The sequence below is a fragment of the Noviherbaspirillum sp. genome (assembly GCF_036846085.1).
Lineage (GTDB): Bacteria > Pseudomonadota > Gammaproteobacteria > Burkholderiales > Burkholderiaceae_D > Noviherbaspirillum.
In genome coordinates this window covers 1-11,826 of the sequence record NZ_DAIUCO010000163.1, presented here as the reverse complement: position 1 = coordinate 11,826, position 11,826 = coordinate 1, and the positions used below count along the sequence as shown (strand labels likewise).

Below are 11,826 nucleotides of genomic sequence, written 5' to 3'. Positions count from 1 at the left end.
CTACACCGACGTTTCAAAACGCGCCTACGAACGCGCCAAGCTGGAGCAGGCGGCGTTGGACAAACTGACCGCCCGCCTCGCGGATCACAAGCCGCTTCCCCACGAAGAGCGCACAGGGCTTGAACGCGACGCCTTGCTTGCCGACACGGCGCTCGCGGAAATCGACAGACGCAAGGCGGGTCTCGAAGCAAAATTGCGGTGGCATCAGGATTGGATGAAGTTGACCGACGGCGTCCGCCATGCCGAGGCGGAATGCGCGCGCCGCCGCGACGATCACGCCGCTGCCGAGCCGCGCCGTGCATATCTCGCGCTGGTCGAGTCGGTACAGCCTGCGCGGCCGATCGTCGCTGATCGTGACCGGATCGAATGCGAGAGCGAACAGTACAGGCAAGCGGCGGCCAACGCGGAGACTTCCGCGGCGCAGGCGGAAGCTGCATGGCAGGAAGCGCAAGCGGCGGTGGACGCGGCATCAAGCGCGTTGAAGGAAGCCGAACGAGCCCAGGCGGCCGCGGTACCCGACATCGACCAGGCAAGGCTGCTCGATGCGCAGATCGATGCGCTGACGCCCGCGCATGCGGCGATCACGCAGCAGCATGTCGAACTGGAGGAAGCGGAACAACGTGCACGCGCATCGCTTCAGTCGAACGAGTCGCAACGATCGGCTGTGCTGGAACGAAAGCGGGCGGCCACGGAATGGCTGCAGCAACATGCATCGATACGTCCGCTCGCCGAAGGCTGGCCGCGCTGGGACACGCTGCTGGAGCAGGCAACGCGCACTGCACTCGAACAGGACCGGTCTGCGCAGGCAATGCTGGCGGCACAACATCAGGCTGCAGGAAGGAAAGCGCAGGCAACCGAATCGCTGGCGCGAAGCGAAGCCGCTGAAAAAAGCCTGTCCGATGCGACGAAGCATCTCGAATCCGCCGTCGCCGTGCTTTCATCGCTGAGTTCTGCAACGATCGCCGCCCGCAGGCAATCCGCCGATGCGCGGCGTGAATTGCTGGACGTCGCTGAACGACTGTGGCGCACGCTGGCGGGCAATCTCGCCATGCGAAGTGAACTCCAGTCGACACTCATCCAGGTTCGCGCAGCGGCGGAACGGTCTGCCTCCCTGCTGGCAGACATCGACCTTCGCCTGCCGCCCGCCCAGTCGGCGCTGGCGCAGGCAGAGAGTTCGCTCAAGATCGCCGAAGCGGCGTGTACCGAGAGCGTCGAGGACTTGCGCGCCGCGCTTCTGCCCGACGCGCCCTGCCCGGTATGCGGCGGACGTGATCATCCTTACGTGGCCACAAGCCCGCAACTGCACTCGGTGCTGAACAAGCTGCAAGCGGAGGTCGATCGCTGCCGCGTCCAGGTGCAGCAATTGCTGCAGCAACAGGCTGCGCAGTCCGCGCTGGCGGATGCATCGCGCCGGCAGATGGAGGAGCTTGGCGCAAAACTCCATGCGATGGAGGAAGCGGTCCGGGATGGCACCCAACAGTATGAAGCGCATCCGATTGCTGTCGAATTGGATGGCGTCGCCCATGACGCGCGGGCCGCCTGGTTCGATGGACAGCAGCACCGCCTGCGGGAGGAAATCGAGGCCATTGTCGAGGACGAGAAGGCGTTGCGTGCCGCGACTTCCGCCTGCGATCTCGCCCGCAAGGAAGTCGACGATGCGTCTAAGCGGCATGCGGTACTGAAGGATGAAGCGGTCGCAGCCCGGGCAGCCTCCGAGCGATCGGATGCCGAGCATGCAGTCGCCATCGGCAAGCACGAGGAAATCAACCAGCGGCTACTCGCCGTCCTGACCGAACTTGACCAGGCTTTCACCGATCCGGAATGGAAGCAGGCATGGCAGGGGTCGCCTGGCGAGTTCCACGCACGTTGCAAAACCGATGCCGCCGGCTGGCATGCGCGCCGAGAAGACGATGAACATTGCACCGCCAGGCTCGCCATCCTGGATGCTGAGAACGCGGGATTCACGCAAACACTTTCCACCGCGACGCAGGAGTTGCGGCGGTCCGCCGCGACCGTCACGGCCAGCGCTGCCAGCCTCGAGGAAAAGCAGGCGGCGCGCCGTTGTCTTTTCGGTGGCCAATCCGTCTCGGTTGTGCGGGGTGCGCTGCAGGCTGCCGTCGATACTGCCAGGACGCGGCATGCCGATGCCGGCCGGGCGCTGCAGGAGGCAAGCACCGCCCGCACACGCTGTGCCGAAGCGCTGGAACAGGCAAGGCAGCGGCTTGCCGCCACCCGTTCCGCCGCCGACAATGCGAATACGGCGCTTGCGGAGTGGCTGTCGCGGTACAACGCCCGCGATACGGATCAGGAAAATGCGATCGACGATGAACGGTTGATGGCCTTGCTGGAACATTCGCCGGAATGGATCGCCGGGGAACGGGCGCAGTTGCAGGCGATCGCCGGAAGCCTTGATGCCGCACTTGCCGTGCAGCAGGAACGCACATCGCAACGCGAGCGGCATGAGGCACTGCGCACCGATGTCGACGACCTCGACGCCGTCTCGGCCGCGCTCGATACCCTGAACGCCGAGCGGCAGGCAGCGCACACACAGGCGACGGCGCTCAAGCTGCGGCTCGCGCAGGACGACTTCCGCCGCCAGCAATCGCAATCGATGGCATCGGAGATCGCGTTGCAGGAAGCCGCCGTCCATCGATGGGGACGCCTGAGCGAGCTGATCGGATCGCACGATGGCAAGAAATTCCGCAACTATGCGCAGCAGTACACCCTCGACCTGTTGCTCGGCTATGCCAATCGTCATCTGGCGGATCTTGCCCGCCGCTATCGCCTCGAGCGCATCCGCGATTCGCTGGCATTGATGGTGGTCGATCAGGATATGGGGGACGAGATGCGTTCGGTGCACTCGCTTTCCGGCGGCGAGTCCTTCCTCGTATCTCTGGCCCTTGCACTCGGACTTGCCTCGCTGTCCTCGAACCGTGTGCGCGTGGAGTCGCTATTCATCGACGAAGGCTTCGGAAGCCTGGATGCGGATACCTTATCGGTTGCGATGAATGCGCTCGACAATCTCCAGGCGATGGGCCGCAAGGTCGGCGTGATTTCGCATGTGCAGGAAATGACGGAGCGCATTTCGACCCGGATTCTTGTTCAGAAAACGACCGGCGGCAAAAGCAGGATCGTGGTCGAGCAGGCGTAGAAGACCATTCACACAGGAAAGTGCCCAGCATTTCTTCAACCGCTTGCCGTTACCAAATTTACATTTCTTAACAAGAAGCCAATGAATCTTTTGCCTTCCCGTGGTCTGAATCAGTGACACATCGCTGTCATCTTTTTCAACTACGAAAGGCACGCATGAATAAATTACTCGCTACTCTCCTGACAGGTCTCTTTGCAACTTCCGTGTACGCACAGTCGAGCACAGCCACAACCTCACCGTCGACCGGCGCAACATCCGGTGCATCGACGACCGCGACGGCTCCTTCAGCAGGTGCGAACGTCAATGCAGATGTGAAGGCCGAAGCGAAAGCCGACAAGAAAGCGGCACAAGCTGAAGAGAAGGCAGTAAAGGCGGATGCCAAGGCACAAAAGAAAATCGCCAAGGCGGATGCGAAGGCCGACAAGACCAAGGCAAAGGCTCGTGCCGAAGCTGCGGAAGATAAGGCGGACGCAGTCAAGTAATCTGTGATCATGCAATGAAAAAGGCAGGAATTCCTGCCTTTTTCTTTTTCAATGCACGCGTTCTCGCATCGTCCTTCTTTCCTTCAACCAACCAGCCATCGGCATGGCATCGCGCAAATACTGCGCTGTCGGCTGCCCGTATAATTTTCCCTGATCATAAGGCTTCCGCACGACGCTGTTGCTCCAACTTTTATAACGGACTTATGCATGCAAGACATGGTCGTCACCCGGCGAGAAGGACTGTACTGCGTGCCCGGCGGGTTCTACATCGATCCCTGGCGGCCGGTCGATCGCGCTGTCATCACCCATGCGCACGCTGACCATGCGCGCATCGGACATGGCCGTTATCTTGCAGCCGCGCCCGGTGCAGGCGTCCTGAAATCGCGGCTCGGGGACATCAACCTCGACACGCTGCCTTACGGCGAGAGCGTAGTCCACAACGGTGTCACCATTTCCCTGCATCCAGCGGGACATGTGCTCGGGTCTGCGCAGGTGCGCCTCGAACATCGCGGCGAAGTGTGGGTGGCGTCGGGCGACTACAAGGTCGAGGCCGATGCCACCTGTGCGCCCTTCGAGCCGGTTCGCTGCCATACCTTCATCACTGAATCCACCTTCGGCCTCCCGATTTACCAGTGGCGACCGCAGGACGACGTCTACACCGACATCAACGACTGGTGGCGCCGCAACGCCGCCGATGAACGCGCCAGCGTGCTGTATTGCTACGCCTTTGGGAAAGCCCAGCGAATCCTCTCCGGCATCGATCCGACCATAGGACCGATCATCTGCCATGGCGCTGTCGAGCCGCTGAATCGCGCCTATCGGGAGGCTGGCGTGCCGTTGCCGCCGACCCGCATGGTGACTGATGTCGCCGACAAGGCCGAACTCCGGCGTGCTCTGGTGCTGGCGCCGCCATCCGCGGGCGCATCGCCGTGGATCAAGCGTTTCGGCGACTACAGCGACGGATTCGCCAGTGGATGGATGCTGTTGCGCGGCGCACGTCGGCGGCGATCAGTGGATCGGGGCTTTGTGCTGTCCGACCATGCTGACTGGCCGAGACTGATGCGGGCGATCAAGTCCACGGAAGCGCAGCGGGTCATCGTCACCCATGGACAGATCGCGGTGATGGTTCGCTGGCTGCAGCAGAACGGGCTGGAGGCCGGTGCATTCTCCACCGAATACGGCGTGGAGGAAGACGTCGATATGGAAACAAAAGCGCCGCATGCGTGAATTTGCCAGCCTGTATGCGGAGCTCGACGAAACCACCGCGACCAGCCGCAAGCTGCAGGCATTGAAGAATTATTTTGTAGCGGCGGAACCGGAAAATGCGGCGTGGGCCGTGTATTTTCTGGCGGGCGGAAAACCCCGCCAGGCGGTGCCGACAAAGCTGCTGCGCCAGTTTTCGATCGAGTATGCGGGCATTGATGATTGGCTGTTCGATGAGTGTTATCACGCGGTCGGCGATCTCGCGGAAACCATTGCCCTTATCCTGCCACCGCCGAAGCGGCGAAGCGATGTCGGACTCGCACAATGGCTGCAGGAACGCATCGCGCCCTTGCGCGGCGCGTCGCCGGACGACATCCGCGCCGCCATGTTTTCTTACTGGGACGAATTGGATGCGCGCGAGCGGTTCTTGCTGGTAAAGCTGATCGGCGGCGGCTTTCGCGTCGGCGTATCGCGCCTGCTGGTGACGAGGGCACTCGGCGAAGTCGCCGGCGTCGACAGCAAGCTGATCGCCCAGCGGCTGATGGGCTGGACCGATGGCCGTGCGAGGCCAAGCGCCGAACGCCTGGTCCAGCTGATGGCTCCGCAGTCGGATGCGGAGCACCGACTCGAAGGTGGACAGCCCTATCCTTTCTTCCTCGCCCATGCACTGCAGGCACCGCCGGAAAGCCTGGGACCGGTCGGCCATTGGCAGGCGGAATGGAAGTACGACGGCATCCGGGCCCAGCTGATCCGGCGCGACGGCCAGACCTGGCTCTGGTCGCGCGGCGAGGACCTGATCACCGAGCGCTTTCCGGAAATCGCCTCGATACGGCTACCCGAGGGCACTGTACTGGACGGCGAAATCCTGATCTGGACCGGCGACGCGCCCTCGCCTTTCGCCGCCCTGCAGCAACGCATCGGCCGCAAATCCCTGTCGCCCAAGATGCTGAAGGAACTACCGGCGGTACTGGTTGTTTACGACGTGCTGGAAGTGAACGGCATTGATGTCCGGGCGACCTGGCAGGCGGAGCGGCGCAAACTGCTCGAAGATATCGTCGAACACGCCGACACCCCTGCGCTGAAGCTGTCGCCGCTGGTCAAGGCGGATAGCTGGGAAGCGCTGGCGGCGTTGCGGGAAACTTCCCGATCACGGTCGGTTGAAGGGCTGATGCTGAAAGCGGCGGAGTCCCGCTACGGCGTCGGCCGGACCAAGGACAGCGGAACCTGGTGGAAATGGAAGATCGATCCGTATGCCGTCGATGCGGTACTCATCTATGCCCAGGCAGGCAGCGGCCGCAGGGCATCGCTGTATACCGATTACACCTTCGCCGTCTGGGACGACGATCCCGACGCCGCTGACGGTGCAAGACGATTGGTCCCTTTCGCAAAGGCCTATTCCGGCCTCACCGACGCCGAGATTGCCAAGGTTGATGCCGCTGTTCGCCGGACCACCGTCGAAAAATTCGGCCCGGTGCGCAGCGTGACGCCGACGATGGTGTTCGAGATCGGCTTCGAGGGTATCGCCCTGTCACCCCGCCACAAGGCCGGCATCGCGGTGCGCTTCCCGCGTATTTTGCGCATCCGGAATGACAAGAAGATCGAGGAAGCCGATACCCTCGCCACGCTGCGGGGCATGTTGTGAAGCGTGGCGTCCTGCCTGCAGACAACCGCAACGCGGGCGCCGATCAGATGGATGAAGTCGATGCCTGGTTCGCACGGCGGGGCTGGTCGATCTTCCCGTTCCAGCGGCAGGTATGGCAGGCGGCGCTCGACGGCGAATCCGGCTTGCTCCACGCGACCACCGGGTCGGGAAAAACCTATGCCGTCTGGTTCGCCGCGCTCCACCGGGCACTGGTGGCCGACGACGCGGGTGCAAGGCCCGCCGGCCTGCGGGTCCTATGGCTGACACCGATGCGGGCGCTGGCGGTCGACACCGCCCGCGCACTGCAGGAACCGCTGGGCGAGCTGATGCCGGCCTGGCGGGTCGGCATGCGTACGGGCGACACCGGGTCCGCGGAACGCAGCCGGCAATCGAAAGCGCTTCCGCAGGCACTCATCACCACGCCGGAGAGCCTGTCACTGATGCTGAGCAAAGCGGATGCGCAACAGGTATTCAGGTCGCTCGATATGGTCGTGGTCGATGAATGGCATGAACTGATGGGGAGCAAGCGTGGCGTGCAGGCGCAACTTGCCCTGGCGCGGCTGGCGCACTGGAATCCGGGCCTGCTGGTATGGGGCTTGTCCGCGACGCTGGGCAACCTGGCGCAGGCGAAGGATGTTCTACTGGGCAACCGGCGCGGCGTCCTGGTCGAAGCGGCATTGCCAAAGAAGATCGAGGTCGATTCACTCATTCCCGAAAGGCCATCGCGCTTCTCCTGGAGCGGCCATCTCGGCGCACAGATGCTGATGCCGGTGATCGGGGAGATCGATGCCAATGCGACCACGCTTGTATTTACCAACACCCGCGCACAGGCCGAGCTCTGGTACCAGGCCATACTCGAAGCCCGCCCCGACTGGGCCGGCCTGATCGCCCTGCATCACGGATCGCTTGACAAGGCGGTGCGGGATTGGGTGGAAGCCGGTTTGAAGAATGGATCGTTGAAAGCAGTCGTCTGCACCTCCAGCCTCGACCTCGGCGTGGACTTCCATCCGGTCGAACGCGTGTTGCAGATCGGCAGCGCCAAGAGCGTCGCGCGCCTGCTGCAGCGCGCCGGCCGCAGCGGGCATGCGCCGGGGCGCCTGTCACGCGTCACGCTGGTGCCGACGCATAACCTGGAACTGCTGGAAGCGGTCGCAGTGCGCGATGCGGTCGATGCGCGCCGGATCGAAGCCCGCCCGCCGCCACGCAAGCCGCTGGATGTCCTGGTGCAGCACCTGGTAACGATCGCGCTCGGCGGCGGCTTTACGTCACAGTCCTTGTTCGAAGAGGTGCGCAGCGCGTGGGCTTACCGCACGCTTACCGATGAAGAATGGCAATGGGCACTGGACTTCGTAGTGCGCGGCGGCCAAAGCCTGACCGCCTATCCGGAATATCACCGCGTCGTGCGGGATGAACAAGGCGTCTATCGCGTCCCCGATGCCCGGATCGCCAGGCGGCACCGCATGAGCATGGGGACCATCGTCTCGGATGCGGCGATGACGGTGAAGTATCTTGCCGGGCCGAAGCTCGGCACGGTGGAAGAGTCATTCATTTCACGTTTGAAGCCGGGCGACCATTTTCTGTTCGCCGGCCGGCTGCTGCAGTTCGTGCGCATCAACGAGATGACCGCCTACGTCAAGCGCGGAAGCGGCAACAAGCCTGCGATTCCGCGCTGGCAGGGCACCCGCCTGCCTTTATCGGGGGACGTTGCGCAAAGCATGCTCGCGCGATTGGAGGAAGCGGAAGCCGGCCGGTTCGATGGTCCGGAAATGCGGGCCTTGCAGCCACTCCTGCAAGTGCAATGCCGCTGGTCCGCGCTGCCTACGCGCCGGCGGCTGGTGGCGGAAAGCACGTCCACGCGCGAAGGTCAGCACCTGTTTCTGTATCCATTCGCCGGACGGCTCACTCATCTCGGCCTCGCGTCGCTGCTGGCATACCGCATCGCCAGCCTTCGTCCGCTGACATTTTCGATCGCAGTGAACGACTACGGCATCGAACTGCTGCTGCCCGAGTCCTACGATTGGGCAGCGGTGTTTTCGCCGGGCGAACGGCCATTGAAGGGATCGGACCTTGGATTGTTTTCGGTCGACTCCCTGCTGGAGGACATCCTCGCAAGCCTGAATGCCTCCGAATTGTCGCAACGCCGCTTCCGGGAAATTGCCCGCATCGCCGGCCTGATCTTCCTGGGCTATCCCGGGCAGCCGAAAAGCAACCGCCAGCTCCAGGCATCGTCCAGCCTGTTCTACGAAGTCTTCCGGAAACATGATGCAGGCAACCAGCTGCTGACCCAGGCGGAGCGCGAAGTCCTTGAACAGGAACTGGAGCTCTCCCGATTGCGGGAAACGCTGCTGGCGCTGCAGCAGCAGGATATTGCGTTCTTCACCACCGCGAGGCTGACGCCGTTTGCGTTCCCGTTGATGATCGATCGGCTGCGCGAGAAACTGTCGACCGAAAAATTGTCTGAGCGGGTAGCCCGTATGCTGCGAGACCTGGAAAAGGCGGCGTCGATCTGAGATGATCGGCCCTTGCCGTGAAACGCACCTGACGTCCAACCACCTCATCTCCCATGCCCGACCGCCTGCCTTCAGCCATCGTCGCACTAGCCGGCGAAGAAATTGAATTGCTGCCGCAGCGTGCCGCTTATTGGCCATCGAAGCGCATGCTGATTGTCGCGGATATTCATTTCGGCAAGGCAGCCGCATTCCGGGCGCAGGGCGTTCCCGTGCCCCACGGAACAACGGTGCAAAACCTGTCGGCGCTGGACGACATCAGCGCGCAGCGCGAGATCGCACACATTCTTTTCCTGGGCGACTTTTTGCATGCAAAGGCAGTTCAGGGGTCAGCGACGATGCAAGCCCTCATCGCATGGCGTACCAGTCAGCCGGGTTTGCGAATGACGCTGGTGCGCGGCAACCACGACAGCCATGCCGGCGACCCGCCCGACGCCCTAGGCATGGAGGTGGTAGACGAGCCGCATCGCATCGGCCCGTTCCTGTTCTGCCACCACCCGGCGGTGCATGACAACGCCTACGTTTTCGCCGGCCATGTGCACCCGGTTTACCATCTTGCCGGGCGTGGTGACGCGCTGCGGCTACCCTGCTTCCTGATAGGAAGCGGCCATGCGCTGCTGCCTTCCTTCGGCGCCTTCACGGGTGGATTCGCCGTGCGTCCGTCAGCGGGAGAGCGCATCTTCGTCACGGCGGATGATGCCGTACTCGAAGTACCGTCCGCGAGCCGGCGACCGGCACCTTAGTGCTTCGTCTCCGGCTTGTCGGGATCGGGTTTTACCTGATCCAGCTTCGACAGCTCGTCCGGCTGAATGCCTGTGGGCAAACCGATATCCTCGGTCGCGATCACATCTTCCTTCGTACGTACGCCATGTGGTCCTGCACCGTCGGCAGGGGATTTGTTTGCTGGGGTTGGTCCGGTCATTTTCACCTCCAAAAATCCGTTCGATTGCTTGCCAAAGTCAACGTTCCATACATTGCATATCGACCCCGGCTTGCTTTCCGGCACGGGCGGAAGGTTACATGGAAGATTGTGTCGCGGCAGCCGCTTTGACCGACGCCCAATCGATGGGCATCGGCGCATAACTGGCCGGCGGCAGCCCCTTGATCAGTTCCTGCAGCGCGGCCATGCGCTCCTGGGATGAAGGGTGCGTGGCAAGCACCGACATTGCCGATGCGCCTTTGCCTTCCTTTTCCGCCATCTTGCTGAAGAAACTCAGCATATGGGTCGGATCGATGCCGGCGGCGACCATGCGTTTGACGCCGTCGCGATCCGCATCCATCTCCGCATCGCGCGAAAATTTCATCTGAGTCAGATACCCGGACCACGCTGCGATGGTGCTGCCGGACACATCGCCAAGCACGAGCGAAAGCAGGATGCCGAAACCGGCATTTTTCACCAGGTTCTTCAGCGCATGCCGGCGTTCGACATGCGCCACCTCATGTGCCAGCACGCCGGCCAGTTCTCCCGCGCTATCGGCCTCGCGTATCAGGCCTGCATGCACCACCACCACGCCTCCCGGTAGTGCGAACGCATTGACGTCGTTGCTTTCGGCAACGAACCACCGGTACCGATAGCGCGATCCGGGATGCAGGCGGGAACCGATCTCGCGTACTGCATCGACCGCAGGGCCGCGATCGGTCAGCTTCTGTTCGGCCCTGATCTGGCCGAGTACGACACTGCCTAGTTTTTCCTCATACTTCACCGGAACCTTGTCCGCCGCCCATTGGGCGATGGAATCCGTATTCAGGAAAAACACGAGAATCGCAATGACGGGCAGCAATAAATACAGCAGGACGGCTGCGGCACCGAACCGAAAGCGTCGTTGCATGCCTTTCCGCTGACTGTTGCTGCTTGCCACCAGGGTCGCCAGCGAAGCCGGTGCACCCGACGTGAAGGCGGCCTGGTCGCCCGGCTGATCGAGAAACAATGCGAATTCGCCGTTGCCGGTGTTCCAGTGGATGCCGGTCTGCTGCAGGTTGAAACCGGCGGCGCGCATGCCGAGCAACCCGGCTGGAAGGTCAAATTCCAAGCCTTCGCCCTGCAAATGCAGAACATCGCCGCGCCAGCCTCCGGACACCGGCAGACCGCCACCGGCAATGCCCGGCCCGAACAATCGTCCGCTGAACGACATGTCGCCCGGCGGCATGTCAGTTATCGTCGCCGCCGATCAAACCGCCCAGACCACCGCCAAGCACACCAGCGCCGAGCAGCGAGCCGCTCGACCCACCGGAGGCAGGGGTTGCCATCATCAAGCGGTTGGCAAGGCGCGACAGCGGCAACGACTGCAGCCAGATCCTGCCGGGGCCGCGCAAGGTGGCGTAGAACAGGCCCTCGCCGCCAAAGATCGCGGATTTGATCTTGCCGACATACTTGATATCGAAATCCACCGTCGGCTGGAAGGCGACCACGCAGCCTGTATCGACACGCAGTACCTCGCCGGGTTGCAGGGTGCGTTCAACGAGCGTGCCGCCCGCATGCACGAAAGCCCAGCCGCTCCCTTCCAGCTTCTGCATGATGAAGCCTTCGCCCCCGAACAGGCCGGCGCCCAGTTTGCGCTGCAGGGCGATACCAAGCGATACGCCCTTGGCGGCGCAAAGAAAAGAGTCTTTCTGGCAAATCAGCGTGCCGCCGATTTCGGACAGATGCACCGGCACGATCTTGCCCGGATAGGGAGCCGCGAACGCCACCCGCCGCTTGCCGTTTCCTTCGTTGTGAAACACGGTGGTAAACAGCGATTCGCCGGTCAGCAGACGCTTGCCGGCCCCCATCAGCTTGCCGAACAACCCGCCTTGCTGGCTGCCGTCGCCGAACAAGGTGTCCATCTCGATGCCGTCCTGCAT

General features: G+C 62.8%; 9 protein-coding genes. 6 read left to right on the top strand and 3 right to left on the bottom strand.

The annotated features are described in order from the left end of the window. The 6 genes from V7080_RS17415 to pdeM all read left to right on the top strand — a co-directional run. Positions 1 to 3,151, top strand: a 3,151-nt coding sequence (locus tag V7080_RS17415) for an SbcC/MukB-like Walker B domain-containing protein (RefSeq protein WP_334189664.1), incomplete at its 5' end; no start/stop codon positions are given. A 155-nt stretch (positions 3,152 to 3,306) separates the two neighbouring features. Next, complete coding sequence (locus tag V7080_RS17410) at positions 3,307 to 3,633, top strand: hypothetical protein (protein ID WP_334189663.1); 327 nt, start codon at positions 3,307 to 3,309, stop codon at positions 3,631 to 3,633. Between the two features lie 207 nt (positions 3,634 to 3,840). Continuing rightward, positions 3,841 to 4,860 carry a ligase-associated DNA damage response exonuclease gene (locus V7080_RS17405; protein WP_334189662.1) on the top strand — a complete coding sequence of 340 codons (1,020 nt, stop codon included), beginning with the start codon at positions 3,841 to 3,843 and terminating at the stop codon, positions 4,858 to 4,860. Beyond that, positions 4,853 to 6,478: an ATP-dependent DNA ligase gene (locus V7080_RS17400; protein WP_334189661.1), complete on the top strand. Its 1,626-nt coding sequence runs from the start codon at positions 4,853 to 4,855 to the stop codon at positions 6,476 to 6,478. The genes V7080_RS17405 and V7080_RS17400 overlap by 8 nt, the downstream gene beginning before the upstream one ends. Positions 6,479 to 6,525: 47 nt before the next feature. Then, positions 6,526 to 8,988, top strand: a complete 2,463-nt coding sequence (locus V7080_RS17395) for a ligase-associated DNA damage response DEXH box helicase (RefSeq protein ID WP_334189665.1) — start codon at positions 6,526 to 6,528, stop codon at positions 8,986 to 8,988. 53 nt (positions 8,989 to 9,041) lie between these two features. Continuing rightward, positions 9,042 to 9,728: a ligase-associated DNA damage response endonuclease PdeM gene (gene pdeM, locus V7080_RS17390; protein ID WP_334189660.1), complete on the top strand. Its 687-nt coding sequence runs from the start codon at positions 9,042 to 9,044 to the stop codon at positions 9,726 to 9,728. Here pdeM and V7080_RS17385 read toward each other — a convergent pair. The 3 genes from V7080_RS17385 to V7080_RS17375 form a co-directional block, all read right to left on the bottom strand. Next, the gene (locus V7080_RS17385; protein WP_334189659.1) at positions 9,725 to 9,907 is read right to left on the bottom strand and encodes a hypothetical protein; all 183 of its coding nucleotides are present in this window, start codon (positions 9,905 to 9,907) and stop codon (positions 9,725 to 9,727) included. The genes pdeM and V7080_RS17385 overlap by 4 nt on opposite strands. Positions 9,908 to 10,001: 94 nt before the next feature. Next, positions 10,002 to 11,132, bottom strand: coding sequence for a M48 family metallopeptidase (locus tag V7080_RS17380; protein ID WP_334189658.1), 1,131 nt, complete (start codon positions 11,130 to 11,132; stop codon positions 10,002 to 10,004). A gap of 1 nt (position 11,133) precedes the next feature. After that, a partial coding sequence (locus V7080_RS17375; protein WP_334189657.1) for a TIGR00266 family protein occupies positions 11,134 to 11,826 on the bottom strand: 693 nt, incomplete at its 5' end.

Excerpts from the sequence above, each read along its gene's own strand:
- V7080_RS17395 (WP_334189665.1), top strand. The coding sequence starts at position 6,526 with ATGGATGAAGTCGATGCCTGGTTCGCACGGCGGGGCTGGTCGATCTTC.
- V7080_RS17400 (WP_334189661.1), top strand. The coding sequence starts at position 4,853 with ATGCGTGAATTTGCCAGCCTGTATGCGGAGCTCGACGAAACCACCGCG.
- V7080_RS17405 (WP_334189662.1), top strand. The coding sequence starts at position 3,841 with ATGCAAGACATGGTCGTCACCCGGCGAGAAGGACTGTACTGCGTGCCC.
- V7080_RS17410 (WP_334189663.1), top strand. The coding sequence starts at position 3,307 with ATGAATAAATTACTCGCTACTCTCCTGACAGGTCTCTTTGCAACTTCC.
- pdeM (WP_334189660.1), top strand. The coding sequence starts at position 9,042 with ATGCCCGACCGCCTGCCTTCAGCCATCGTCGCACTAGCCGGCGAAGAA.
- V7080_RS17385 (WP_334189659.1), bottom strand. The coding sequence starts at position 9,907 with ATGACCGGACCAACCCCAGCAAACAAATCCCCTGCCGACGGTGCAGGA.
- V7080_RS17380 (WP_334189658.1), bottom strand. The coding sequence starts at position 11,132 with ATGCCGCCGGGCGACATGTCGTTCAGCGGACGATTGTTCGGGCCGGGC.